Raw genomic sequence first — 24,238 nt, forward strand, 5'->3', positions numbered from 1 at the left:
CTATTGTGTCGTTTCGGTCCGCTGGATGATCATCTCCACGCGGCGGTTTTCCGAGCGGCCTTGTGGGGTGTTGTTATCGGCTTTCGGTTCGGTATCGGCAAAGGCTTGGATGGCAGCATTTTTTTCTAAAACGGCGCCTTTGCTGATGAAGTATTCCATAACGGTAATCGCACGAGCGGAACTAAGATCCCAGTTAGATTGGTAGCGGCCATTGCCTTTTTCCGGTACGTTATCGGTATGCCCGGCGATCACGATTTTGTTGGCTTTTAGTTTTTTCAGTGAGTCCGATAGTAGATCCAGTGACTGACGAGTGGTGTCCGTGATCTCGGCGCTACCAGAGGCAAACAAGATGCTGCTGGCTAGCGTGATATGCAAGCCATCGGATTCCAAGCGGACTTCTGTCTGGTCTTTTAAGCCAGAAGCGGCGAGTTCTTGTGACAGCTGGTCGCTGATTTTTTCTAGCTGCTGATTTTCCAGTTGGGTCCGGACCGCTGCTTCTTGCGCTTGTGCTTCGGCAGAAGTGGCGGCTTTTTTTCGCGGCGTGGTCTCGCCCATATCGATCACTGACCCGATGACGGAGGCGTTGCTGTGGTGGCTGGAAAGGATGGTGCCGAATTCGCTTCGGATTTCTTGAAACTTCTCATCATCGACTTTCGCCATGGCAAACATGACGATGAATAAGGCCAGCAGCAAGGTCAACATATCCGAGTAAGGCAAAAGCCACGCTTCGTCTACATGTTCTTCATGTTTCTTTTTTCGCTTCATGTCGCTTCACCCTTTATAATTGTTCTTGCCGTTTTTTCGGATCGATCAAGCTGTATAATTTTTTCTCAATACTTTTCGGCGATTGTCCGGCTTGGATCGCTAAGACCCCTTCAACGATGATCGACATCATTTGGACTTCTTGCTCCGATTTCAAAGTTAATCGTGAGCTAAAAGGAATGAACAGCACATAACCGAAGAAAATACCATAAAGGGTCGCCACAAAAGCCGCCGAGATCATATGACCCAGTGCTTCTACATCCTCTAAATTGCCTAGCGCCCCTATCAGCCCGATCACGGCTCCTAACACCCCTAAGGTCGGGGAACTCGTGCCGGCGGTTTTAAAAATAGCCGAGCCGATGCGATGCCGTTCTTCGATCCCATAGATCTCATTTTCCATGATTTCTTGGATCTGTTCGGCAGCGATGCCATCCACCACCATTTCCAAGCCCTTTTTTAAAAAAGGATCTTCTAAGTTTTGGATAGCACCTTCAAGAGATAGTAGGCCATCGCGCCGAGCTTGGTTAGCTAATTCAACGATGGTATTGATGGTTGTTTTTAAGTCGTATTCTTTATTTTTCAGCAGAACGCCGAAGATCTTCGGGATTTTTTTGATATCACTGCTGGGAAATGAATTGATAACGGCTGCGATCACACCGACGAAAATGATAATCGCGGCTGCCGGATTGATCAAAACGGCCACATTGGCACCTTTTACAATCATCCCAACCACCACAGATATCAATCCTAAAATAATACCGATTAGCAAGAAAAAATCCATTTGTTGCGTCCTCCTAAATTCTATTTCCAGGTTTTAAACCCTCATTTATTTTATCGGTGAATTAAAATCATTCTTAATAGCAAAAAAAAATAATCCAAAAAATAACTAAAATAAATTTTCTGTTTCTCCTTTTTTTGTTCTTTTTTTGACAAGTTTCGTCAAATTGTTGAAATGGTACAGCTTGCAATTTTTGTGAATATTTATAGATGGTACCGTTTTTTTTCGTGAAGCGTTTCTCAGGGTTTGTCATGTCAACAGGCACAAATGAAAATTTTTTAATCAATTTTTCGAATAATACTTGTTTTTTTATCAAAAAACTGATTTTGATCAAAAGGCATAGATATGCTTGTAAAACGCTTTATATCGATCGTTTGCTTTTTATAACTGGGGACGAAATTGCGATGAAACAGTGTTTAACAAATAACATAACACGTCTGTAACTTAAATGTCATATCCGTAAAGTTGCAAAAATCAAATTGTAAAATAAAAATAATTCTACTATAATGACATCACGTCTTCTTGTTTTTTTAATCTATAACAAAAAAATAAATAAATATATTTGTTTCTGTTCCATCGATGAAAAAAACGTTTGGTACAGAAGGTGGAAGGAGCAATTATTGTTGGATACCTATGATTTATTAAAAACAGCTATGAACGTTTCTGCACAACGCGCAGAATTGATTTCGTCTAATATCGCTAATGTCAACACGGATGGGTACAAAGCAAAACGCATCGTGTTTGAAAGCGAATTAAAGCAGGCACTCGCTTCGTCAGGGACCGACGCTGTAACAGAAGCGTCAGTTTCTCAAGTAAAACCGAAAATCACTGAAAATGCAACTACCAGTATCAAAGACAACGGCAATAACGTGGATCTTGAGGTAGAGATGTTGGATCAAGCAGCCAATGGGTTGTATTACAGTGCATTGACCGCACAAGTCAACGGACGCTTGCAAATGATGAACCTTGTCTTGAGTAATTGATAGAAAGCGCAGGAAAAACAAATGGGTATATTTAACGGACTAACGATCAACGCGAGCGGTCTAGCATTGGAACGGTTAAAACTAGATACGATCTCCAGCAATATCGCAAATGTAAATACAAATCAAACACAAACAACCGCGGCTTATCAAAAAAAGAGTATTCTTTTTTCAGAAAATTTAAAAAATAGTCGTGAAGGAACACCGGCTACATACGGTGTCAAAGTGACGGGGATCGCTGCCGATGAGACGGAAAAACTGACCTATGATCCTACCAATCCCGCTGCCAACGCTGAGGGATATGTCGGTCAATCAAATGTGGATATTGCCGATGAAATGGTGGCAATGTTGCAAGCGGTTCGAACGTACGAAGCCAATGTTTCTGCTTCAGAAATGAATAAAACAATCTTGAAAAAAGCATTAGAAATATCAAAGGGGTAACGAGAAAATGGATGGACTTTTAACGACAGGATTAACAGACTACCAAAACGTTTTGCGGACACTAGGCACGGGGGCTGCTTCAAACGAGACTAGTGTTGTGGGCACCAAGGAAAACCAGTTTTCTTCCTACTTGACCAATGCGGTCGATCAGTTGAATCAAAAAACGGCGGTCATGGATCAAGATACTGTCAATTTGATCACCGGCGATGAAAGCGATCTAGGCAATGTGATGATTCGCATGACGGAGGCGCAATTGGCGCTACAAACAGCCGTTCAAGTACGAAACAAGTGTTTAGAAGCTTACAATGACGTGAAAAATATGCAGTTTTAGCAGTGGGTGAGGGAATAAGAATAAATGATGGATAAAGTGAAAGAATGGACAGAACAACTCAAAGACCGTTGGCAAATGCAAAGCTCTTTAAAGAAAATGATCGTTGTTCTTTCCGTTATCAGCGTTCTCGGAATCACAGCAGCTGTTTATTATTTAAATACGCGAATTGAATACGGTATCTTGTTTACGGATCTAAGCGATGCCGATGCGGGAACGATCAGCAAGGATTTGGATGAACAGCAGATCGCCTACAAATTAGCCGACAATGGGACGACTATTTTGATCGATAAGGACCAAGTCGATGAATACCGCATCAATCTTGCCGTGGACAATAAGTTACCAAATACCAGTACAGGCTTTGAATTATTTGATGATGCCAACATGATGACAACGGATGAAGACCGCAAAATCATGTATCAGCGGGCAGTAACGGGCGAACTACAGCGAGCAATCGAGTCGATCGATGCGGTCAAATCCGCCAAAGTTTTACTCGTGATGCCAGAAGAAAGTGTCTTTTCTTCGGAGGAAAGTGCGCCGACGGCCTCTATCGTGTTGTCCTTGAAAAATCAGCAAATCTCAGACGAGTCCGTGCAAGGGATCGTTACCTTGACTTCCGGCGCAGTGGAAAAGCTGAAGCCTGAAAATGTAAAAGTCGTTGATAGCGCGGGCAATACGTTGACTAGAACCGAAGATGAAGCCAGTCAATTAAGTGGCTTAAACAATAAATACATTGCCATCAAAGATTCCTATGAAAAAACGCTAGAAGAAAAAGTAGCGAAGTTGCTGACACCGATCTATGGTGCAGACAAATTCCAAGTGTCGATCAATTTAGACTTGAATTTTGATTCGATCGAGCGGAAGAAAGTCACTTATGATGACCCAGAGATCAAGAGTGAAACAGTGCAGGCTGCTGGTTCGCAAGGGACCGTCCAAGAAGCCCAAACAGGGACTGTGGATGACAATGTCTCCAATGTGACGGGCACGGACGGAGAGGGGAACAATTCCTACAGTCGCTCCGTTGAAAATGAATTGGATACCGAGACCACTACGACCATTACGGCTCCTGGCATGATCGAACGAATGACCAGCTCAATCGTGATCAATGCGAACCTTTCGCAAGCGGATCAAGCAGAATTGCAGCAGTTGATTGCTAGCGCCGTCGGCTATGACAATGATCGTGGCGATCAAATTGCGATCCAAGGGTTTGACTTTGCCCAAGCAGAGGTTGATCCAGCCGCTGATCCTCAAGGGAATGAACAGATTGCAGCTGCCAAAGGTTATGTCAAGTATGCCATCATCGGCGGTATCGTGTTGACCTTGTTCTTGGTGATCTTAATGATCGTTGGCGTGATCCGACGCCGACGCAAAGAAGACGAGTTGGAAGTGGATGTGACGGATGAAATGGTCACTTTTGCACAACCATCCGCTGCTAGCATCGGAGCGAGTAACCCGGTTGCACAAGAAGTCGTTTTTGGCGGTGTCGGTAACCGGTCTGCTGAAACGAAACCAGCGGTGCCAGAAGCATCCACACAAGAAGCCACAGCAGAACATACAGGAGAACCAACATTGGATCAAACGGCTAGAAATTATGCCGAAAGCAATCCTGAAGTAGCGGCGGAATTGATCAAAGCTTGGATGAAAGAAAAATAAGGGGGCAGCCATGGATACAATAGACGGGGTAAAAAAAGCAGCGATTCTTCTGATTTCTCTAGGATCAGATACCTCTGCAAAGATCATGAAGCTGCTGCCAGAATCATTTATACAAAAAGTGAGCTATGAGATCGCCAACATCGACTTTGTCAGTCCCGAAGAGCGGGATCAAGTGTTGGAGGAATTTTCTCATACCGCAACGGCCCGCAAATATGTCTTAGACGGCGGGATCGATTATGCCAAAAATTTGCTGAACCAAGCATTAGGCCCTCAAAAAGCCAAAGAAGTCATTGACGTATTGACTCAGATTCAGCTGCGGGAACGGCCCTTTAATATCGCTCGCAAAGCCGATGTTCAACAGTTGACCAATCTGTTGATCGGCGAACATCCACAAACGGTAGCGTTGATTTTGTGCTACATGCAGCCGGACAAAGCGGCCAGCGTCTTGTCACAGTTTCCCGATCATTTGCAAGTGGAGATCGCTGAACGGATCGGGACGATCTCCAGTACGTCGCCTTTGGTGATCGAACGGATTGAAAAAGTGATCGAGAACAAATTCTCGAATTACATTGAGAACGATACGGAAAATGTCGGTGGTGTGCATACACTGGTAGAAATCTTGAACTCAGTCAGCCGCAGTACTGAAAAGAACATTTTGAACGACTTGGAAAAGCGGCAACCGGAACTATCCAACGAAGTGAAATCAAGCTTGTTTACTTTCGAGGATATCGTGACCCTCGATCGCTTGGATGTTCAAAAAGTCTTGCGAGATGTTCAAAACGATGTCTTAGTCTTAGCGCTTAAAGGCACGACCGACGACATCAAGAACTTTATTTTCTCCAACCTCTCATCACGGGCGGTGGAAAATCTGCAAGAAGAAATTCAATTTATGGGTCCTACCCGCTTGTCTGCTGTAGAAGAAGCCCAACAAAGTGTGGTGGCTGTGATTCGACGGCTAGATGAAACCGGTGAGATCTACATCGGAAGGGGCGACCAAGATGCAGTGGTCAAATAGCAGTTTATTGAAGCAGCAGGCGGTCAAAACGACTGAAGCTGCTCGCAGTATTTTGACGGATACGACCATCAAAGCGCCGATTGAGAAACCGAGCTTAGACCCAGAACTGCAAGCGGCTAGACGTGCACGCCAGTTGGAGCAGGAACGGCATCTGCAGCAAATGGAAGCCTTGAAACAGCAAATCTTGACCGATGCACAAGCGCAAGCGGCGCAAATTCTAGCAGAAGCGAGAACGGAAGGCTTTCAAGCAGGACAAGCAGACGGCTTTCAACAAGGCTATCAAGAAGGACTCAATGCCAGCAAAGAAGCCGCGCAAGCATTGATGACACAAGCCCAAGCCAATGTCGCTGAAGCCGTTTCTGAAATCAACACCTTTCGCTCAGAGAAAAAGCAAGAAATGATCGCTTACGGCACGGCAATCGCCGAAGCCTTGATCAATCAACGTTTTACAGACGAGCAAGCAGGCTTCCTGCCTTTTGTGGAGTCTGTGCTATGGCAATTTGAACAACCCGATCAATTTGTGACTATTCGCAGCCAAGAGCAGCATCTTGCAGGGTTGCGAGAATTGTTGGAAACCAAAAAACAGACGATCAGCGGGTTTCGCTATTTACTCATGGCAGATGACGGCTTGGCGGAACACGATTTTTGTATCGAATCTGAAAATGCCTTGGTGGTTTTTGAACTGAGGGAAGAAATCGCTCGCTTTTTGAGCCAATTTTTAGAAAGCAGTGTGAAGGAATGACGTTTGAATTACCGATCACAGCGCTGCGCAAAACAGCGCAAGCACAGCCGTTCTTTACCACTTACGGCAAAGTCAGCGAAGTCGTAGGTCTGCTGATCAAAGTCGAAGGGTTGTCGGTTTTCATAGGAGAAATCTGTGAAGTCGCACTGCAAAACAAGACACATACAGCTTTAGCCGAAGTCGTGGGCTTTGTGAAAAAAACCGTGCTCCTGATGCCCCTTGATCAGCTAGAAGGCATCGGACCGGGCTGTTTAGTGCGGCCAACTGGCAAATCGTTGACGGTAAAAATCGATGATACGCTGCTAGGGCACACCTTAGATGGACTAGGGCGACCGTTAGATATGGCGCTGGATCTGGAAACTGCGTCAGAATATCCAGTTAGTCAAGATTCTCCTGACCCCTTTCGTCGTCAAAAAATCGCTGAGATCATGCCGACAGGTGTCCGGGCGATCGATGGTCTCTTGACCGTCGGCCTTGGCCAACGGATCGGCATTTTTGCTGGCAGCGGGGTCGGTAAGAGTACCTTATTGGGGATGCTGGCTCGTTATTGCGAAGCAGATGTCATCGTGATCGGCTTGATCGGCGAGCGAGGACGAGAAGTCAAAGAATTTATTGAAAATGATCTAGGCCCAGAAGGCTACCGCAAGTCGGTCGTTGTCTGTGCTACCTCCGATATGCCACCCCTTGTACGACTAAAAGGGGCTCATGTGGCAACGGCGATCGCTGAGTATTACCGCGATCAAGGCAAGAAAGTCGTATTGATGATGGATTCGGTGACCCGTTTTGCGATGGCGCAGCGGGAGATCGGTTTATCAACAGGTGAACCACCGACGACCAAAGGCTATACCCCTTCTGTGTTTACAGCTTTACCGAAGTTGTTAGAGCGCAGTGGGATGTCTGACAAAGGCTCGATCACTGCCTTTTATACCGTCTTGGTAGAAGGGGATGACATGAATGAACCGATCGCTGATGCGGTGCGGGGGATTCTTGACGGTCATATTCTGTTGTCACGGAAAATCGCCGCTCAAAATCATTATCCTGCCATCGATATTCAAAACAGCCTCAGCCGTTTGATGAAGACCCTCGTTTCTGAGGAACAGCATGAACATGCGGGGGAACTAAAAGAAAACATGGCCGTTTATGCAGAGGCCAAGGATTTGATCGATATCGGTGCTTACAAAAGCGGCAGTAATGCGTTGACCGACCAAGCGATCGCGTTGCATCACCCCATCCTACGGTTTTTACAGCAAAAAGTGGATGAGCGGATCCCATTTGAACAAACGATTTTTGAATTGGCGCATTTGTTCAGTGAAGAAGCGCTGATCGAGCGCCAGCGTTCGACCATGTAAAACAGATCATAAAGGAGCAACCATGCAAGCATTTCACTTTTCCTTAGAAAAAGTATTGGATCACCGAAAAACCATTGAGCAAGAAGCCAAACGAGCGTACGCCCAAAAACAGCAATTGTTGATTCAGCAAGAACAGCACCTGAACACGCTGGCACAGGAAAAAGCCCAGCTTTTTGATGTCAATGAAATGACCATTGGGCGGATGCAAGTGCAGCAACGCTATTTGCTTGCGTTGAATGCCACCATCGATGAGGTTCAGAACAAAATGTTTCACGTGAAGCAAGAATTGGCAGAGTCTTTATCGGTAGTGGTAGAAGCGCAGCAGGAACGCAAGATCGTGGAAAAACTGCGAGAAAAACAATTTGCTGAATACACCTATGAACAGCAATTGGAAGAGCAAAAACAATTGGATGAGTTCGGCAATCGCGCCTTATTTTCTTAAAGAACTAATGTTTTAGTGATGAGATGACCTTGGTTTTAAAGCATCAGCTGAGAGGAGGTGAACAATGAAAGAGCTCACAACAAGTGCCGCAACCGCTGTACCTGTCGGTAGCAAATCAAAAAAGATGGAGGCGTCACCAGAGGTCTTCAGTTTGATGATGCGACAGCTGACAGTTCAAGCAGGCAGCAACCTGCCAGCCCCTATCGAAACATCAGGGATGACGGAGCAAATCGCCGCCGCACCAGAAATGGGTACGGCCAGCAGTATGGAACATCTGCCGCAGGAGTCAGAAATCACTTCAGCAGCTGAACAATCTGCAACGACGCAAGCACCAGAAATGAGCCAGATCAGCCAGACACCTTTTGCAGGCTTGGTTCAGGAAGCGGCACAGGCATCAATGGTAACGACGGAGCAGAACCAAACAAGCGCCACAGCAGCTTTAGCACCAATAGACGTAGCCACCACAGTCATCGACCCCTCCGAGTCTACGCTTGAAGGTCTGGATTTGATGACAAATGATAGAAGTGAAGCCGCAGCACCAACGCTTGAAACGCCTTTGCCAGAAGACTTAGTAGGCGAAGAGCAGTCCACGGCAAAAGGGATCGCGACTTTCAAGGAAATCGATTCAGTAACAAAAGCCGCGATTGCGCAGACGACAGAAGCACAGCTGAAACAGTCCACCGAAGGGACCGCTCAATTGGGCCAAACGGGACCATTGGATCAAGTGTCGCCAGTGACCCACCAAGCGACGGATACGACTAGCACCTTGCAAAGCACGAAGGAAACAGTCGCCAAAAATACGGAAGCTGTTTCTGCACAAGCCATTGCTTTTTCGGCAGTAACCGACAATGAAATGGCGACACCAGCACTGCAACTGCTTGATGTTTCTCCCCTTTTGAGCAAGCAAGGACTAGCGCCAACAAAAGCGAGTATGGAGCAAGCGGCTCTGCCCTTAGCAAAAGCGACTGCCCAACTCGTCCAAACGAGCAGCACGTCAAGCGAGAAAAAAATCACGTTGCAATTCGTTCCCGAGAAATTAGGCACGATCCAGCTTTCTCTAGAAACGAATGCCCAAGGCAGCCGCTTAGAACTGACCGTTCAGCAGCCGCAAGCCAAAGAATTATTGCTGTCCATCAAGCATGAGCTAGAGCAAGTTTTGCAAAAGCAAGAGCAGCCGATCCTAGCAATCAAAGAACCTACGTTAGCTTCTGTCCAGCAGGCTGGTCCGCTGTCAAATCAATCCTTTGCCGGCAGTATGATGGCAAGTGACAGTCAGTTAAACCAACAGCGTTTTTTACAGGCTCAAAAAGGACAAAGCAAAAAGCCATTTCATCAAAGCAATACGGTTGAAGAAGAGCAGCAATTAGCACCGATCGATCATGCGATCAGTATTTTAGTGTAAAGGAGGAGACCTATGGCAGATGAAATTACAGCAGCTGCGGCCGGTATTGCCAATACATCGGCATTAACGCAAACAAAAAAATCTTCAGATATCTCCATGGATGATTTTTTGAAGATCTTAGCAGCATCTATGAGCAACCCATCGATGGGAGGCAGCGATTCTTCTGGTGGTGGTAGCACCGACTATATCTCGCAACTGGTTCAATTTACGACCTTAGAGAGCTTGAATGAATTGAGCGAAACGTTGACGACCTCGGTGATTTTACAGCAACAGCAGCAAGCTTTTAGCTTGATCAATAAACAAGTCACTCTGATGGACGGCACAGAAACATTGTCAGGAACCATCGAAAAGGTCCGCTTTGCCAATGGCTACGCCACGATCGTCGTAAATGGCAAAGAATACAGTATGAGTGCGATCCAAGAGATTGGCGGCGAAGCAAAATGAGTTTGACGATTCAACAGGGGCTGCAAAAAGTTGCCGGGGAGCCTTATCAAAATCCCCGCAAAGCCGTGGACAAACAAGCCTTCTCTTCAATGCTTGAACAAAAACAAAACGACATCAAAGTCTCGCACCATGCGCAAAAGCGTTTGACCGCAAGGGAATTGACCTTACAAGACGATGATTACCAATCCCTTTCAACGGCGCTTAGCGAGCTAGCGGAAAAAGGCAGCAAAGAATCACTGCTTGTTTACAAAGATATGGGCTTGATCGCCGATGTCCATTCACGAACCATCATTACGGCGATGGGGATGAATGAGCTTCACACCGTCACCAATATTGACAGCGCCACATTTATCAAATAGCAGCTGGACTGAAAAGGGGCTGCAAGTATTTTCTGAATGACAGAGGAAAATACGCCAACCATAAGGAGGAAAATAAGCATGTTACGATCATTATATTCAGGTGTCAGTGGAATGAAAAATCTTCAAACGAAAATGGACGTGGTTTCAAATAATATCGCCAACGTCAATACGGTCGGGTTCAAATCAAGTAGAGTCCTTTTCCAAGACATGATGAGCCAAACGATGTCTAACGCAACTGCACCAGGCAACGGCTTAGGCGGGATCAATGCAACGCAGATCGGTTTAGGGGTTCAGACGGGCTCCATCGATACCATCAATACAGTCGGTGCCCCGCAATCGACTGGTCGCAGCATGGATTTTTATATCAGCGGACAAGGCTACTTTATGGTACAAGGACCAGGAGCAAATGGCGAAACCTATTACACACGAGATGGCGCATTTGTTCGCGACAGCAACGGAACCTTGACCAATAGTGATGGGATGCAAGTCTTAGGTCGTTCAGTCAATGGCGGTCAACCAGTTGTCTATGATGACAACTTTGATGAAAACACGGCATTGAGCGGACAAGGTGCGGTATCTCCCTTGTCGATCCCAAGCACACTGACCGTCAATGGGGAAACCTTGACCTATAACTCCATGGCAATCGATGCCAATGGCTTAGTGTTGGCAAAATACGGCAATCAAACCTTTGTGATGGGAAAAGTCGGTGTCGCAACCTTCAATAACCCAGAAGGCTTAGAAAAAGTCGGCGGCAACAACTATATCCAAACCAGCAACTCAGGAAATGCGATCGTTGCAGGCCCCGGCAATAATGGAGCGGGAACGCTGCAAGCAGGTGCCTTGGAAATGTCGAATGTCGATCTTTCGACAGAATTTACCGAAATGATCATTGCGAGCCGTGCCTATCAAGCAAATTCAAGAAGTATTACGACTTCTGATGAAATGCTGCAAGAATTATTGAATCTAAAACGTTAAGAACGTGACGCTTCATCGTTGAGAGGAGTTTGACCATGATTCTAGTGACCGCATTGAATGGCAAGCCATTCTATTTAAATCCAACATTGATTTATCGGATCGAAGAAATGCCGGATACATTGATCACACTGACAGACGGCAAAACCTTAGTGGTGACGGAAGCTGCGCAAGAAGTTGCGCAGCGGGTGATCGAGTATCATACGGTGATCCATTCGAACCAAGTGAAAACGTAAGGGTGGGAAAGATGGCAAAAGAAGAAAAAGTACCAAAAGCAGAAAAAGAGAAAAAAGGCTTGAACATGGTTGTTTTACTGCCGATCCTCTTGATCGTGGTAGTCGGCGGCAGTATCGGCGGAACCTTAGTGACGAATCACTTTTTGACGGGGGAAAAAACAGCAGCTGCTGAAACAGCAAAAGACAGCAGCAAAATCTCCTCAGACGAAGCGATCGTGGCATTGGATGAATTTTTAGTCAATCTGGCAAAAGAAGACAACCAAGAGCAGCAATACATGAAGGTCAATTTATCGATTTTAGTGGCGGATGAGGAAAAAAGCGCGGAAGCCACGAAAAATGTGGCTGTCATTCGTGACAGCGTCGTAAACTTATTGCGCCAACAAAAGGCCAGCGGTATTTTGAGCTCCGCCGAAAGTGTACCGAATTTAAAAAAAGCATTGAAAGAAACAATTAATCAGGAATACGGATCAGAAATCGCCAAGGATGTTTATGTGACGGATTTAGTGATCCAATAGAAAGAGGCATGTTGATGGAAACATTTTTATCGCTGGTCAAAATGATTGGGTTTTTGCTGCTTATTCTTTATTTGATCAACATTAGTTTGAAATATTTGAATCGTTACACGAACCAGCACAATCATCAGTTGCGTATTTTGCAAAAAATCGCCGTCAGCAAGTCGTCTTCGATCGGGATCGTCCAAATCATGGACAAATGTTACGTCATGAGCTTTTCTGAACAGCAAAATCAGATCATCAAAGAGTTGACGCAAGAAGAAACGGCCGCTTTTTTACAGCAAAGCCTAGAAAGCACCCAAGTGCAAGCTGGCAAAGATTTTTCTGAATGGCTAAACAAAGCCAAGGCGGAAATTGCTGGAAAACGAGGCAAGCAAAAATGAAGATCAAAGGCAGAGATATCAAGATCATGGCTGCGGTCCTTTTCAGCAGTCTGATGCTTCCGCAGACGGCATTTGCGCTAGACACGGAAGACGTCAGTTCCACCATCAACAATTTATTGTCGAATGGGAATGGCTCAAGTGATACGATCAATACTTTCTTGTTGCTGACGCTGCTTTCCCTTTTACCAGTCTTGCTGATCATGATGACTTCTTTTACTCGTATCATCATGGTTTTGTCCTTTGTGCGCAGTTCGTTAGGTACACAGCAAAACCCGCCCAATCAAGTGTTGATCGGGTTGGCCTTATTCTTGACATTTTTTATTATGAAACCTGTGTATACCGACGTCTACCAGCAAGCGATTGAACCGTTTGATCGACAAGAGATCAGCCAAGCCGAAGCCTTTGACCGCTCAGAAAAACGGATCAAGGCCTTTATGATGGTACAGACACGGGAAAAAGACATTGCCTTGTTTGCGGAAGCTGATGGGGAGACCGAAAAGTATCATTCTTCTGACGATGTTCCTCTGACCGTTATGGTACCGGCGTTTATTATCAGTGAGTTACGAACGGCTTTCAGTATCGGCTTTTTGATTTTTATCCCCTTTTTGATCATTGATCTGGTCGTCTCTAGTATCTTGATGTCGATGGGGATGATGATGCTGTCGCCGATCATGATCTCACTGCCCTTCAAGATCTTACTTTTTGTTTTAGTGGATGGCTGGTATCTGATCGTGGAGTCGCTGATCAAGAGCTTTCAATAGCCGCTAAGAAAGGAGCCAAGAGGAAATGACAGTAGAAATGGTACTTGATGTGCTAAGGGAAGCCTTTCTTCGAATTTTAGCGATATCTGGCCCTGCCTTATTGGTCGGCATGCTCGTTGGATTGGTGATCAGTATTTTTCAAGCCACTACCCAAATCCAAGAACAAACGTTGAGCTTTGTGCCGAAACTATTAGCGATTTTTTTGACCTTGATCTTGGCAGGGAATTTTATGCTGAATCTCTTGTTGAATTTTACCAAAATGATTTTCAAGATGATTGCGGCAATGTAAGGAGGAAACCTGATGGCGCCGATTCAAGCGACGGTGTTGATTTTTTGTCGAATATTGGCGTTTGTTGTCCTTTGTCCGATCTTCTCACAGCAAAATTTTCCGTCACTGGCAAAAATCGTGATCGGCATGGCGTTGACGGTCCTATGTCTGCCGACGGCACCTGCAATTCCCGAGCTTTCCCTCTTTATGCTGACGGTTTTCGTCATCAAAGAAGTACTGTTTGGGATGGCGATGGGCTATTTGAGCCAGCTGGTCTTTACCGGTGTGGAAATTGCGGGCCAATTGATCGACTTTCAAGTAGGCTTTTCGATGGCGCAAGCCTATGATCCGACGTTGCAAATCGCCTCTTCCCAGTATGGCAAAACGTACTATTGGCTGACGATCGCTGTGTTTTTTGGTCTTGATCTGCATCATCGACTGATCACAGCACTGCTGTTGTCTTTTCGGATCGTGCCCTTAGGCTCTGTGGTGATCCAAGGCACGACGGTTGAAGGCATCGTCAAACTTTTCAGCCAAATGATGGTAATGGCAGTCAATCTTGCGGCACCAATGATCATTGCGCTGCTGTTGGTGGACCTCGTGCTAGGTGTGATCTCTCGTTCGATCCCCCAGATCAATATTTTGATGATGAGTCTCTCGATGAAAACTGCCATCAGTTTTGTGGTGTTTCTCTTGCTATTACCCAATGTCCTTTCGTACTTAGGCAAACACTTGCCAGATACGGTCCGCTACTTGCAGGAGTTTATCGAGTCCTTTCAATAAAGTAACAGGCAGCCAGCAGGAGGTGAGAAGATGGCAGAAAAAGATGGCAAAACCGAGCTACCCAGTGCCAAGCGGCTGCGGGATGCCCGCAAACGCGGGGAGGTACCTAAGACCCAGGAATTAGCAGCTGCTGTTTCGCTGCTGGTCTTCTCATTTTTGATCCTGTCTTTATGGCAGTTTTTCGCCGCTTCTTTTTTGCCTTATTTTTCCCAAAGTTTGGCGCAGCTGGCTGATTATCAAACCAGTTTGGCGGATCTGCCAAAACTGGGGGTGCAGAGTATCTTGCTGCTGCTTTTGTTGTGTGCGCCCGTCTTTCTGGTTGCGCTCGGAGTCGGGCTTATCACGAATTATGCCCAAGTCGGTCTGTTGTTTTCCGGCAAGGCCATCAAACCAGATTTTAAAAAGCTGAACCCCATCAGCGGGATCAAGCAGCAATTCAGTTTGCGCTCGTTGATGAATTTAGGCAAAACATTGGCGAAATTCGGCGTGATCGTCTACTTGTGCTATCAACAATTTTTAGCCGCCGTCCCTGTTTTACTGGGTTTGAGTGAAGTGGGGTTGGAAAAAACGATCCTGTTCATGCTGCTGCGGGCCAAAGAATTGTTTTTACAGATTTCGATTTTCTTGATCATTTTAGCCGTAGTCGACTACGGCTACCAGCGCTATAGCCATCGTAAGAACTTGATGATGAGCAAGCAGGAAGTCAAAGAAGAGTTCAAGCAAATGGAAGGTGATCCGCAAGTCAAAGCACAGCGCAAAGCGAAGTACCGTGCGATGATCCAAAATGCCATCGCCAACGTCAAAGAAGCGACGGTTTTGATCACCAATCCGACCCACTTCGCCATTGCGATTCGTTACGATGCCAGCAGTGAAGGGGTGCCTCGGGTCTTGGCCAAAGGGGCAGATCAGCTGGCGCAGCGGATGAAAGCAGAAGCCCTGAAAGAAAATATCCCACAGATCGAAAACCGTGAAGTGGCACGGGCCCTTTATCGTCAAGTAGAACCCGGGGATCTGATCCCTGTTGAAATGTATGAAGCCATTGCCGAAATCATCGCTTTGGTCTATCAGTTAGAAGAAAGCCAACGCGGCAAGATTTAAGGAAACAGGAGGAACAAAAATGAATGAGGCTGCCTCAAAACCGAAAAAAGGCATTGGTCTGGCGGATATCTTAATCTCGGTGATCGTCCTAGCTATTATTGGTTTGATTATTATTCCATTACCGAGTGCATTATTAGATATTTTGATCATTATCAATTTGACGATTGCGATCAACATTTTACTGATCACCCTGTTTACCAAATCAGTGTTGGAATTCACTACGTTTCCAACCTTGCTGCTGATCACAACGATGTTTCGTTTAGGTTTGAACCTATCTTCCACTCGTTTGATCTTGACCCAAGGAAATGGCGGACACGTGATCGATGCCTTTGCCAATGTCGTTGCCGGCAGCAATTATATCGTGGGGATCATTTTGTTCGTGATCATCATGGTCGTTCAGCTAGTCGTCGTGACCAATGGTGCAGGGCGTGTCTCAGAGGTGACTGCTCGATTCACATTGGATGCGATGCCCGGCAAGCAAATGGCGATCGATTCCGACCTAAATGCCGGTTTGATCACAGAAGCGGATGCCCGCAAACGACGAAAAGATCTGCAGCGAGAAGCTGATTTCTTTGGTTCGATGGATGGTGCCAGCAAGTTTGTCAAAGGAGATGCGATCGCAGGGATCTTGATCACTGTCATCAATTTAGTTGGTGGGGCGATCATTTTCTCCATGGGCGGACAAATGACCGTCATGGAAGCCTTCGCCCAATTCGGGAAACTGGCGATCGGGGATGGCTTGGTCAGCTCGATTCCCTCTTTACTGATTTCGATTGCTTCTGGGGTGATCGTGACTCGTTCCGATAACGATAGTTCCTTTGGTTTGGATATTGCGGCAGATGTGATGCGTAATCCCCAACTGTTTCGGATCGTGGGGGCGATTCTCTTCGTTTTAGCCTTAGTTCCCGGGTTTCCTTTTGTGCCTTTTGTGTTGATTGGCTTAGGCCTTTTCGCAGCCAGCTTTCTGGTGACGCAAAAAGAAGAAAAGCAGCGAGTGGAACAAAAACAATGGGAACAAAAACTGGCACTGGAACGCAAAAAAGAAGCACAGGAAGAAGACGATTCCGTGGCTTCCTTCCAAGTGGAACCAATCTCAGTGGAAATCGGTTATGGTTTGATCCCTATCGTGGATAGTTCGATCGACAACAGCTTGATGAACCGCATCGTGGCGATCCGTAAACAGAGTGCCAGAGAATTAGGGATCTTAGTCAGTCCCGTTCGTATTCGCGACAATCTCTATTTGGATGCCAATGATTACGTGATCAAGATCCGCGGCAACGAAGTCGGCCGCGGCGATATTTACCCGAACAAAGTCATGGTGATCAGCCCGAATGAAGAGCCATTTCCTTTTCAAGGAATCACAACAAAAGAACCAGCCTTTCATCTGGATGCTATGTGGATCGATGAATCCGATAAGGAGATGGCGGATCTGCAAGGGTTTACGATTATCGAGCCGTTGACCGTGATCGCAACACACTTAAAAGAAATCATCTATGCCCATGCACCAGAGCTGTTAGGTCGCCAAGAAGTCAAGAAATTATTGGAGGGCATCAAAGAGCAGTACAATGTCGTGATCGATGAATTGATCCCCGATATTTTGCGGCTCGGCGAGGTCCAAAAAGTTTTACAAAATTTATTGGATGAACAAATTCCCATCAATGACTTAGCAACGATCTTAGAAACCTTAGCCGATTACGGCGTTGTCACGAAAGACGTAGAAGTTTTGACAGAATATGTTCGCCAAGCACTGAAACGGACGATCGCTGCCAAGTATGCCAATGAGAACCACGAGCTGCAAGTGGCGGTGATCCAGCCGAAACTAGAAGAAATCATCGCTCAAAGTATCCAAAAAACCGCAACTGGCTCGTACCCGGTCTTAAAACCAGATACCGTGACCAAGCTGTTGGATTCCATCAGTGGGATCCAACATGCGGCGATCGCTCAAAATATCAATTTCGTGATTCTGGCATCGCCTAAGATCCGGTTAGCATTCAAAAAAATGATCGTTTTTAATTTTCCAGATATCGCCGTTCTTTCTCTGAATGAGATTCCCAATGAAATTGCGATCGAAACGGTGGGCAGTATTGACATTTAAGCAGAATTTTCTTAGGAAGGGGCATCGCCGATGTATGAAGTCGATCGAGAAGCGGAGATCATCAAGTATCTGCCGCTAGTGGAACGGGTGGTTCAGCGCCTGTCTATCAAAACCGCCGATTATGAATCAGGCGATCTCTACAATATTGGGGTGATTGGGCTGATGGATGCCTTGCGGAAATTCGATCCCTCAAAAAAAGTTCCTTTTGAAAGCTATGCAGCGATTCGTATCAAAGGGGCAATTATTGATGAAGTACGCAAGCACGCCAAAATCTCCCGATACAAAATGGCGGCAGTCAATCAGTTTTATCAAGCACGGCAAGAGTTGGAGCAAAGCCTCAAAAGAGAAGCGACCGACACCGAGATCTGCAAACAGCTGGGAATCAACCAAAGTCAATTAGCGGATATTTATGAGAGTCTGCACTACTTAGCCAGCGTCTCTTTGGAAGATACCTTGTTTGCTTACCAAGAAGAAGGCATGACCTTAAAAGATATGGTTCGAGATCCTGCCGAAAATGTCGAAGAGACCTTGGTCGCCGAAGAAAAACGCACCGCTTTGGTGGCGTGCATCAAAAAATTAGGGGAACGGGAACAATTGATTTTAAGTTTGTACTATACCGAGGAACTGACGTTAAAAGAAATCGCTGAAATCTTAGAAGTCTCGATTCCACGAGTTTCACAAATTCACGGCAAAACGATTGCCAAATTGCGCACATTGATTGAGGAGGAACTGGCATGATTCGAGGATTGGATGTCTTATCACGGAACATTTCATTATTACAAAAGCGACAAGAGACGACGAGCGGCAATATTGCCAATGTCAATACAACAGGGTATCAAGCAAAAACCTTGTTCCAGTCGGCGCTAGATGAAGTGGCGCTGCATAATTACCAAAGCGGGCCCAATGCGGATACTCGTCGCGATATCGGTGGGTTGCCTTTAGGGACCCAATTGGCAGGCAGTACGATCAGTCAAGACCAAGGCGCTGTCAAACAGACGGGACAAGCCAGTGATTTTGCACTGCTTTCCGAAGGCTACTTTGTCGTTCAAAACAATGCGGGGCAGCGGTTGTATACGAGAAATGGCGACTTTACCGTCAATCAGCAGAATCAATACGTAACACAAGAAGGCTATCTTGTCTTAGGTGCCAATGGACAAGCAGTCAGCGCCTTGGGACCAGCGAACTTTCAGATCCAAACATTTCCCCCAGAAGCATTGACTACAGCTGGTCAAAACTATGTGACTAGCAACGCAGCAGGAACCACGGTGAATGCACCCGTGATCCAGCAAGGTGCCTTAGAACAAGCCAATGTAGCGGTTGCCGATGAAATGGTGGCGATGATCCAGACTTCTCGCGAATTTGAAGCCAATCAGAAAGCCTTGAGTTCAACGAATCAGACATTGCAAAAAGCGGTCAACGAATTAGGAAAGATTTGAGGATGAGTCAATGAATATCAGTGGATTATTAGGAATCAGCCGTTCTGGGTTGAATCATTTGCAGACAAACTTAGACACGACAGCCAACAACATCGCCAACGTCAATACCAATGGCTACCAAGCACAAACGACCCATTTTCAAGCATTGATGGAAAATGCCATCGGTGCAGAAGAAACGCTGTTTAATGGCAACGCCGCCCAATATGGTGCGTCAATGGGGGCGAAGGCAACCACGACCACCAGTTTTGCCCAAGGCAATCTGGCGGGCACTGCTCAGCCATTAGATCTCGCGATCCAAGGCAATGGCTTTTTCGGGGTTCGGGACCAAACCGGTCAATTGCTGCTAAGTCGAGCAGGCAATTTTCATTTAAGTGAGAACAAGCAATTAGTCAATAGTGAAGGGTACCCTGTGGCAATGACCACAAACGTACCGACCGCGCAGTGGCCAGATGCGCAGCAAATCGCAATAGATGCCAGCGGTCAGTTGACGACGGAAGAAAATGGTCAGACTCGCGTGTTGGGACAGCTGACCCTTTATCAGCCGACGAATACAGAAAACATCACGTCAGTGGGCAACCAACTGTACCGTGCCGGTGATCAAGCGTTGCTTACTTCGCAAACCAATCCGGCAGCCTTTGGCAGCGTGTTGCAAGGACAGTTAGAACAGTCGACGGTGGATCTAGCGACTTCCATGACAGACTTGTTAACGACCCAGCGTGCGTATGGATTGAATACGAAAGCCATGCAGACAGCTGATGAGATGTGGTCCGTGATCAATCGTTTTACAGATTAGAGGAGAAAGAACATGATTCGCTTAACCAAGGTCAGTAAAAAATTCAGCAATGGTACGTTGGCATTGGCCGATATTTCTGTTGCGATCCCTCAAGGAGAATTTATCTATGTGGTGGGTCCCAGTGGTGCCGGCAAATCGACATTATTCAAATTGCTCTTGAAAGAAGAAGAGCTTTCGGCTGGTTCTATCCAAGTCGGCAATGTCTTGTTGGAACAACTCAAAGACCGTCATCTCTATATGATTCGACGACAAGTCGGTATCGTCGGACAAGAAGACCTTTTGCTTCCTTATCTGACGGTTGCCAAAAACGTTGACTATGCGCTGCAAGTACTAGGCACTCCCCGTAAGCTGCGTCAGGAAAAAACCGCCAAAGCACTGCAACTGGTGGGTATGTTTCCTCAAAAGGATCACTATCCTGAAGAGCTTTCCGTGGGACAGCGCAAAAAAGTAGCGATCGCGCGGGCGATCGTCACAGAGCCAGCAGTCTTGATCGCCGATGAGCCCACCGCCAATCTGGATGCGAAATCAGCCGTTGAAGTCATGAAACTACTCTTGCGGATCAATCAAGTCGGTGCCACGATCCTCTTGGCGACCCACGACAGTACGATGGTCAATACGGTCCGTAATCGGGTGGTCGAGCTGCAAAACGGTCGCTTGGTTCGTGATGAATACCAAGGCGGCTATACGCGCTTTGCTGATCCAAAAGATACATATGTCTGGTGAAGATGCTTAACTTTTCTAGCAAAAGATCCGATTAAAGAACTAGAAGATTGTTTTCATAATCGGATAAAGAAGGAGTGATCCAACGATTATCAAGTGAAGAGCGAATCTTGATAAACAGCACGACTGATCATTTTGCATAGGAAAGGATACTGTTATGAAGAAGAAGGTACAAGCTATCATCAAAAAAATCCGCTTGGCGGCGTTGATTCCGCTAGGGTTTACCCTGATCGTATTATTAGGATGCTATTTCTTCGTGATCCGCACCCACGGAGACGGACAAGCAGCAAAAAGTTTCTTTATTTTTTCAGTAATCGTACTGCTGCTAGAAATCGCAGTGTTAGTAGGAATGACCTATTTGGTAAAAAAAGAGACCCACTCGGGCATGGATACGTTATTGACAGAACTAGAAGCAGTCGGTTCTGGCGATCTGTCGCATATCGATGAGATCGGCAGCAGCGACCAGACCTCTCTTTTTGGGCAAGTTCAAAATCGATTTCAAGGGGTTTTAAACACCTTCAAAGCGGTGATCGTTGGCATGCACGAAGAAAGCAGCCGAATGGAAAAAATGGTAGGCGGCCTAACGACAACCTCAAAAAATGCCAAAAATTCAATTGAAAATGTGCGTCAGACGATGAATGCCATCGCAGATGCCACTAGTTCACAAGCCTCCGAAGCGGAACAAACCTCCTTTGATATGGACGAGCTAGCCTTAAGTATCGAAGAGATCCACAAAGAGATCGAATTGATGAACGGCTATGTCGGTCAATCCCAAAGCAGCAATGTCCACAATTCAGAAATGATGTTTCATGTGTTTGAAAGCTGGGAGATCGAACGGCAAAACCAAGCAGAATTAGTAGAAAGCATGAACGACATGAACGAAGATGTCCAAAGCATCGGTAAGATCGTTCAGCTGATCAATGACATTTCTGATCAGACCAACTTACTGGCATTGAATGCATCCATTGAAGCAGCTCGAGCTGGAGAAGCGGGCCGAGGGTTTGCCATCGTTGCGGAAGAAGTCCGCAGCTTGGCGGAACAAAGCAGTCAATCAACGAAAAGCATTCGTTCGATCATTGAAACGATCCGCAAAAAATCGGAAAAAGTGGTCTCTGCAGTGACGGATTCCTTTGAAAGCGGCGAAAAACAAACCAACAATATCAACAAAGCGATCGAGTCAGCCAATGAGATCTCTGATATTGTCGAAAAATTGGTTTCAAGTATTCAAGCCGTGGAAGCCCATATTACCGGGATCGTTGAGAAAAAAGACATGGTTCAAGTTTCCGTCAGCAACATTTCGGCTGCTGTTTCGGAAACCTCTGCCGGCACCCAAGAAGTAACGGCAAACTTAGAAGACTTCTACTTAGTCATCGAAGACTTTGAACGGAATGTGCAAGAGATCGAAACGATCGCCACTATCCTTAAATTCCAAGTGGATAGTTTCAAATTCTAAAAAGGAGCAGTGACGCCAATGGAACAATACGTTGTATTTAAAAGTCATCAACAACTCTTTGCCTTGCGTATCGACTATGTGGTACGGGTCATTGAGGCTGATTCTTTTACACAGCTGCCGGAAGTGGCGGATTTCGTGTTGGGGATCCAGCCTTTTGAAGAGGCAATGGTTCCGATCATTGACATCCGCAAAAAGCTGTTTGATGAATTTACGCCGGAAACTGGGCAAAATGTGGTCTTGTTGTGTCACTGGCAAGAGCAAGCGATCGGCCTTTACGTGGAAGAGATCGTAGGCATTTTACCGCTAGTTGAAAGTCCCAGCAATGCGGAATTAAATACGTCAGGACTCAAGCAAAACTATATCGAAGCCTTTTTGGAAAAAGACGATGAACTTGTGCTGGCATTGGAACTGCCATTTCTCTTCAGCTATGAACAAGCCGCTGAGATGACGGCTGAGTTAGACGCCTATCAGACAGAGGAATTGGCAGCCGCCAATGACGATGACAATGATGACCGTGAATGAGGAACTGCATGTGGGGATCTCGGAGTATAAGATCGCCCAAGCGCCGACGCGTTTGATCACGGTGGGTTTAGGTTCTTGCATCGGCACGATCATTTACGATGAAGCCAGTCATATCGGGGGCTTGAGTCATATTATGCTGCCAGATAGTCAGCCTTTTTTGCACAAGCGGGAAATCAAGCCCGAGAAGTTTGCGGATTTGGCATTGCCGGCGATGGTGGCTGAGCTGGAACAAAAGATCCGTCGGCCTCGCTTTCAAGCGAAAATCGTTGGCGGCGCCAATATGTTTCAGTTCCAGACGCTTAACGCTGCCAGCAATATTGGTCAGCGCAATATTGAAGCCGTCGAGGAAGTCTTGGCTCGGCTAAACATTCCGATCGTGGCTAAACATGTTGGCGGCAGTGCTGGTCGAACGATGATCGTGGATCTTCAGGATTTCAAGACCATGGTTCGGCAAGTCAAACAAGAAATCGTTTATTTGTAAAAGGAGTACAGGAATATGAAAAAAGTAATGATCGTCGATGATTCGGCATTCATGCGGAAAGTAGTGACAGATTTATTGAATCAGCTGCCTGATATCGAGGTGACCGTCGCTGCCCGCAATGGCAAACAAGCATTGGACTATCTGACCAAAGAAGCGATCGATTTGGTAGTAATGGATGTGGAGATGCCTGTGATGAACGGATTAGAGACCTTGCGGAGGATGAAACAGCAATCAGCCATTCCCGTCATCATGCTTAGTTCATTAACCAATCAAGAAACCACGATTGAGGCATTGGCGCTAGGCGCCCGAGATTTTGTCGAAAAACCGGTCAGTCTATCGATGATCGAAAAAGAATGGATCGCTGAATTTCATCAAAAAATTTTGGCGATGGATCATGAAACCGGCACGGTTCAAACCCTGATGCCAACGATTGCCCAACCCACTAAGCTGACGCAAAACAGCTTGCCGGTATCACTTGATGCGCTAGTCATTGGTGCTTCAACAGGCGGACCGCGTGCCTTGCTGGGGATAATCCGCCGTGTGCCTGCGCGTTTGCGTTGTCCCATTTTGATTGTTCAGCATATGCCTGCGGGATTTACGGCTTCCTTTGCAAAGCGCTTAGACACAGAGACAACCGTCCGAGTACAAGAAGCAGTCGATGGCATGCGGATCGAAAATCAAGTGTATCTTTGTCCAGGGGATTACCACATGACGGTCAAACAAGGGCACTTGCAACTGGACCAGCGAGAAAAACGACATGGGACGCGGCCAACCGTCGATTATCTTTTTTCCTCAGCAGCTGACTACTATGGCCCGCAACTAGCGGCGGTGGTTTTGACGGGGATGGGAAAAGACGGCACCGCTGGCTTACGACAGATTCAAGCGGCTGGGGGCTATACGATCGTTCAAGACAAAGAAACGTGTACAGTCTTTGGGATGCCGCGGTATGCCATTGAACAAGGAGTCGTGGATGAAGTCCTGCCGTTGCAGGGCATTGAAGCAAAAATTGCACAGATGGTTAGGTGAAGAA

The 24,238-nt window shown here is 46.3% G+C and carries 30 protein-coding genes; 28 read left to right on the forward strand and 2 right to left on the reverse strand.

Going from position 1 to position 24,238, the window contains the following annotated elements:
• Both CXM95_RS00505 and motA read right to left on the reverse strand, forming a co-directional pair.
• Positions 1-765, reverse strand: a complete 765-nt coding sequence (locus tag CXM95_RS00505) for an OmpA/MotB family protein (RefSeq protein ID WP_008376629.1) — start codon at positions 763-765, stop codon at positions 1-3.
• Positions 766-778: 13 nt separating this feature from the next.
• A complete protein-coding gene (gene motA, locus CXM95_RS00510) occupies positions 779-1,543 on the reverse strand; it encodes a flagellar motor stator protein MotA (RefSeq protein ID WP_005232810.1) in 765 nt (254 codons plus the stop codon).
• A gap of 620 nt (positions 1,544-2,163) precedes the next feature.
• Between motA and flgB the strand changes: the two genes are divergently transcribed.
• The 28 genes from flgB to cheB all read left to right on the forward strand — a co-directional run bounded on the left by flgB (position 2,164) and on the right by cheB (position 24,234).
• Positions 2,164-2,523, forward strand: a complete 360-nt coding sequence (flgB, locus tag CXM95_RS00520) for a flagellar basal body rod protein FlgB (protein ID WP_034872092.1) — start codon at positions 2,164-2,166, stop codon at positions 2,521-2,523.
• A 21-nt stretch (positions 2,524-2,544) separates the two neighbouring features.
• A complete protein-coding gene (gene flgC, locus CXM95_RS00525; protein WP_005232807.1) occupies positions 2,545-2,961 on the forward strand; it encodes a flagellar basal body rod protein FlgC in 417 nt (138 codons plus the stop codon).
• 7 nt (positions 2,962-2,968) lie between these two features.
• On the forward strand, positions 2,969-3,292 hold the full coding sequence (gene fliE, locus CXM95_RS00530; protein WP_005232801.1) for a flagellar hook-basal body complex protein FliE: 324 nt from the start codon (positions 2,969-2,971) through the stop codon (positions 3,290-3,292).
• A 27-nt stretch (positions 3,293-3,319) separates the two neighbouring features.
• A complete protein-coding gene (gene fliF / locus CXM95_RS00535) occupies positions 3,320-4,942 on the forward strand; it encodes a flagellar basal-body MS-ring/collar protein FliF (protein WP_050790974.1) in 1,623 nt (540 codons plus the stop codon).
• A gap of 10 nt (positions 4,943-4,952) precedes the next feature.
• A complete protein-coding gene (gene fliG, locus CXM95_RS00540) occupies positions 4,953-5,957 on the forward strand; it encodes a flagellar motor switch protein FliG (RefSeq protein WP_005226586.1) in 1,005 nt (334 codons plus the stop codon).
• A complete protein-coding gene (locus CXM95_RS00545; RefSeq protein WP_005232791.1) occupies positions 5,941-6,699 on the forward strand; it encodes a FliH/SctL family protein in 759 nt (252 codons plus the stop codon). The genes fliG and CXM95_RS00545 overlap by 17 nt, the downstream gene beginning before the upstream one ends.
• Complete coding sequence (gene fliI, locus CXM95_RS00550) at positions 6,696-8,048, forward strand: flagellar protein export ATPase FliI (protein ID WP_008376625.1); 1,353 nt, start codon at positions 6,696-6,698, stop codon at positions 8,046-8,048. Before CXM95_RS00545 ends, fliI begins: the two co-directional genes overlap by 4 nt.
• Positions 8,049-8,070: 22 nt before the next feature.
• A complete protein-coding gene (gene fliJ / locus CXM95_RS00555; protein ID WP_005232789.1) occupies positions 8,071-8,490 on the forward strand; it encodes a flagellar export protein FliJ in 420 nt (139 codons plus the stop codon).
• A gap of 64 nt (positions 8,491-8,554) precedes the next feature.
• A complete protein-coding gene (locus tag CXM95_RS00560) occupies positions 8,555-9,892 on the forward strand; it encodes a flagellar hook-length control protein FliK (RefSeq protein WP_101698739.1) in 1,338 nt (445 codons plus the stop codon).
• 12 nt (positions 9,893-9,904) lie between these two features.
• Positions 9,905-10,336: a flagellar hook capping FlgD N-terminal domain-containing protein gene (locus CXM95_RS00565; protein ID WP_003129052.1), complete on the forward strand. Its 432-nt coding sequence runs from the start codon at positions 9,905-9,907 to the stop codon at positions 10,334-10,336.
• Positions 10,333-10,695, forward strand: a complete 363-nt coding sequence (locus CXM95_RS00570; protein WP_005232787.1) for a hypothetical protein — start codon at positions 10,333-10,335, stop codon at positions 10,693-10,695. Before CXM95_RS00565 ends, CXM95_RS00570 begins: the two co-directional genes overlap by 4 nt.
• A 78-nt stretch (positions 10,696-10,773) precedes the next feature.
• Complete coding sequence (locus CXM95_RS00575; RefSeq protein WP_005232786.1) at positions 10,774-11,670, forward strand: flagellar hook-basal body complex protein; 897 nt, start codon at positions 10,774-10,776, stop codon at positions 11,668-11,670.
• Positions 11,671-11,705: 35 nt separating this feature from the next.
• Positions 11,706-11,903, forward strand: coding sequence for a flagellar FlbD family protein (locus CXM95_RS00580; RefSeq protein ID WP_005226609.1), 198 nt, complete (start codon positions 11,706-11,708; stop codon positions 11,901-11,903).
• 11 nt (positions 11,904-11,914) lie between these two features.
• Positions 11,915-12,418 (forward strand): flagellar basal body-associated FliL family protein, encoded by a 504-nt coding sequence (locus tag CXM95_RS00585; protein WP_008376623.1) that lies wholly within the window; start codon positions 11,915-11,917, stop codon positions 12,416-12,418.
• A 14-nt stretch (positions 12,419-12,432) separates the two neighbouring features.
• Positions 12,433-12,798, forward strand: a complete 366-nt coding sequence (locus tag CXM95_RS00590) for a flagellar biosynthetic protein FliO (protein WP_008376622.1) — start codon at positions 12,433-12,435, stop codon at positions 12,796-12,798.
• Positions 12,795-13,559 carry a flagellar type III secretion system pore protein FliP gene (gene fliP, locus CXM95_RS00595; protein ID WP_005232783.1) on the forward strand — a complete coding sequence of 255 codons (765 nt, stop codon included), beginning with the start codon at positions 12,795-12,797 and terminating at the stop codon, positions 13,557-13,559. Before CXM95_RS00590 ends, fliP begins: the two co-directional genes overlap by 4 nt.
• 25 nt (positions 13,560-13,584) lie before the next feature.
• The gene (fliQ, locus tag CXM95_RS00600; RefSeq protein ID WP_005226613.1) at positions 13,585-13,848 is read left to right on the forward strand and encodes a flagellar biosynthesis protein FliQ; all 264 of its coding nucleotides are present in this window, start codon (positions 13,585-13,587) and stop codon (positions 13,846-13,848) included.
• 12 nt (positions 13,849-13,860) lie between these two features.
• Complete coding sequence (gene fliR / locus CXM95_RS00605; RefSeq protein ID WP_005232781.1) at positions 13,861-14,610, forward strand: flagellar biosynthetic protein FliR; 750 nt, start codon at positions 13,861-13,863, stop codon at positions 14,608-14,610.
• 30 nt (positions 14,611-14,640) lie between these two features.
• Positions 14,641-15,708 carry an EscU/YscU/HrcU family type III secretion system export apparatus switch protein gene (locus CXM95_RS00610; RefSeq protein WP_101698740.1) on the forward strand — a complete coding sequence of 356 codons (1,068 nt, stop codon included), beginning with the start codon at positions 14,641-14,643 and terminating at the stop codon, positions 15,706-15,708.
• A 19-nt stretch (positions 15,709-15,727) separates the two neighbouring features.
• On the forward strand, positions 15,728-17,803 hold the full coding sequence (gene flhA, locus CXM95_RS00615; RefSeq protein ID WP_005226622.1) for a flagellar biosynthesis protein FlhA: 2,076 nt from the start codon (positions 15,728-15,730) through the stop codon (positions 17,801-17,803).
• A gap of 30 nt (positions 17,804-17,833) precedes the next feature.
• Entirely contained in the window at positions 17,834-18,541 is a 708-nt protein-coding gene (locus CXM95_RS00620; protein WP_005226623.1) for a sigma-70 family RNA polymerase sigma factor, read from the forward strand.
• Positions 18,538-19,239, forward strand: a complete 702-nt coding sequence (locus CXM95_RS00625; protein ID WP_101698741.1) for a flagellar hook-basal body protein — start codon at positions 18,538-18,540, stop codon at positions 19,237-19,239. The genes CXM95_RS00620 and CXM95_RS00625 overlap by 4 nt, the downstream gene beginning before the upstream one ends.
• A gap of 10 nt (positions 19,240-19,249) precedes the next feature.
• Entirely contained in the window at positions 19,250-20,032 is a 783-nt protein-coding gene (locus tag CXM95_RS19095; protein WP_101698742.1) for a flagellar hook-basal body protein, read from the forward strand.
• Positions 20,033-20,044: 12 nt separating this feature from the next.
• Positions 20,045-20,755, forward strand: coding sequence for a cell division ATP-binding protein FtsE (locus tag CXM95_RS00635; protein WP_005232774.1), 711 nt, complete (start codon positions 20,045-20,047; stop codon positions 20,753-20,755).
• Between the two features lie 154 nt (positions 20,756-20,909).
• Positions 20,910-22,205: a methyl-accepting chemotaxis protein gene (locus tag CXM95_RS00640; RefSeq protein WP_005226627.1), complete on the forward strand. Its 1,296-nt coding sequence runs from the start codon at positions 20,910-20,912 to the stop codon at positions 22,203-22,205.
• Between the two features lie 18 nt (positions 22,206-22,223).
• The gene (locus tag CXM95_RS00645) at positions 22,224-22,727 is read left to right on the forward strand and encodes a chemotaxis protein CheW (RefSeq protein WP_016619535.1); all 504 of its coding nucleotides are present in this window, start codon (positions 22,224-22,226) and stop codon (positions 22,725-22,727) included.
• Positions 22,699-23,208: a chemotaxis protein CheD gene (locus tag CXM95_RS00650; protein ID WP_005226629.1), complete on the forward strand. Its 510-nt coding sequence runs from the start codon at positions 22,699-22,701 to the stop codon at positions 23,206-23,208. The genes CXM95_RS00645 and CXM95_RS00650 overlap by 29 nt, the downstream gene beginning before the upstream one ends.
• Before the next feature lie 15 nt (positions 23,209-23,223).
• On the forward strand, positions 23,224-24,234 hold the full coding sequence (cheB, locus tag CXM95_RS00655) for a chemotaxis-specific protein-glutamate methyltransferase CheB (RefSeq protein WP_101698743.1): 1,011 nt from the start codon (positions 23,224-23,226) through the stop codon (positions 24,232-24,234).
• Positions 24,235-24,238 lie beyond the last annotated feature (4 nt).

This window comes from Enterococcus sp. CR-Ec1, assembly GCF_002850555.1.
Classification (GTDB): domain Bacteria; phylum Bacillota; class Bacilli; order Lactobacillales; family Enterococcaceae; genus Enterococcus_D; species Enterococcus_D entomosocium.

Coding starts and splice junctions, on each gene's coding strand:
- CXM95_RS00505 (WP_008376629.1), bottom strand. CDS start 765: ATGAAGCGAAAAAAGAAACATGAAGAACATGTAGACGAAGCGTGGCTT.
- motA (WP_005232810.1), bottom strand. CDS start 1,543: ATGGATTTTTTCTTGCTAATCGGTATTATTTTAGGATTGATATCTGTG.
- flgC (WP_005232807.1), top strand. CDS start 2,545: ATGGGTATATTTAACGGACTAACGATCAACGCGAGCGGTCTAGCATTG.
- fliE (WP_005232801.1), top strand. CDS start 2,969: ATGGATGGACTTTTAACGACAGGATTAACAGACTACCAAAACGTTTTG.
- fliF (WP_050790974.1), top strand. CDS start 3,320: ATGGATAAAGTGAAAGAATGGACAGAACAACTCAAAGACCGTTGGCAA.
- fliG (WP_005226586.1), top strand. CDS start 4,953: ATGGATACAATAGACGGGGTAAAAAAAGCAGCGATTCTTCTGATTTCT.
- CXM95_RS00545 (WP_005232791.1), top strand. CDS start 5,941: ATGCAGTGGTCAAATAGCAGTTTATTGAAGCAGCAGGCGGTCAAAACG.
- fliI (WP_008376625.1), top strand. CDS start 6,696: ATGACGTTTGAATTACCGATCACAGCGCTGCGCAAAACAGCGCAAGCA.
- fliJ (WP_005232789.1), top strand. CDS start 8,071: ATGCAAGCATTTCACTTTTCCTTAGAAAAAGTATTGGATCACCGAAAA.
- CXM95_RS00560 (WP_101698739.1), top strand. CDS start 8,555: ATGAAAGAGCTCACAACAAGTGCCGCAACCGCTGTACCTGTCGGTAGC.
- CXM95_RS00565 (WP_003129052.1), top strand. CDS start 9,905: ATGGCAGATGAAATTACAGCAGCTGCGGCCGGTATTGCCAATACATCG.
- CXM95_RS00570 (WP_005232787.1), top strand. CDS start 10,333: ATGAGTTTGACGATTCAACAGGGGCTGCAAAAAGTTGCCGGGGAGCCT.
- CXM95_RS00575 (WP_005232786.1), top strand. CDS start 10,774: ATGTTACGATCATTATATTCAGGTGTCAGTGGAATGAAAAATCTTCAA.
- CXM95_RS00580 (WP_005226609.1), top strand. CDS start 11,706: ATGATTCTAGTGACCGCATTGAATGGCAAGCCATTCTATTTAAATCCA.
- CXM95_RS00585 (WP_008376623.1), top strand. CDS start 11,915: ATGGCAAAAGAAGAAAAAGTACCAAAAGCAGAAAAAGAGAAAAAAGGC.
- CXM95_RS00590 (WP_008376622.1), top strand. CDS start 12,433: ATGGAAACATTTTTATCGCTGGTCAAAATGATTGGGTTTTTGCTGCTT.
- fliP (WP_005232783.1), top strand. CDS start 12,795: ATGAAGATCAAAGGCAGAGATATCAAGATCATGGCTGCGGTCCTTTTC.
- fliQ (WP_005226613.1), top strand. CDS start 13,585: ATGACAGTAGAAATGGTACTTGATGTGCTAAGGGAAGCCTTTCTTCGA.
- fliR (WP_005232781.1), top strand. CDS start 13,861: ATGGCGCCGATTCAAGCGACGGTGTTGATTTTTTGTCGAATATTGGCG.
- CXM95_RS00610 (WP_101698740.1), top strand. CDS start 14,641: ATGGCAGAAAAAGATGGCAAAACCGAGCTACCCAGTGCCAAGCGGCTG.
- flhA (WP_005226622.1), top strand. CDS start 15,728: ATGAATGAGGCTGCCTCAAAACCGAAAAAAGGCATTGGTCTGGCGGAT.
- CXM95_RS00620 (WP_005226623.1), top strand. CDS start 17,834: ATGTATGAAGTCGATCGAGAAGCGGAGATCATCAAGTATCTGCCGCTA.
- CXM95_RS00625 (WP_101698741.1), top strand. CDS start 18,538: ATGATTCGAGGATTGGATGTCTTATCACGGAACATTTCATTATTACAA.
- CXM95_RS19095 (WP_101698742.1), top strand. CDS start 19,250: ATGAATATCAGTGGATTATTAGGAATCAGCCGTTCTGGGTTGAATCAT.
- CXM95_RS00635 (WP_005232774.1), top strand. CDS start 20,045: ATGATTCGCTTAACCAAGGTCAGTAAAAAATTCAGCAATGGTACGTTG.
- CXM95_RS00640 (WP_005226627.1), top strand. CDS start 20,910: ATGAAGAAGAAGGTACAAGCTATCATCAAAAAAATCCGCTTGGCGGCG.
- CXM95_RS00645 (WP_016619535.1), top strand. CDS start 22,224: ATGGAACAATACGTTGTATTTAAAAGTCATCAACAACTCTTTGCCTTG.
- CXM95_RS00650 (WP_005226629.1), top strand. CDS start 22,699: ATGACGATGACAATGATGACCGTGAATGAGGAACTGCATGTGGGGATC.
- cheB (WP_101698743.1), top strand. CDS start 23,224: ATGAAAAAAGTAATGATCGTCGATGATTCGGCATTCATGCGGAAAGTA.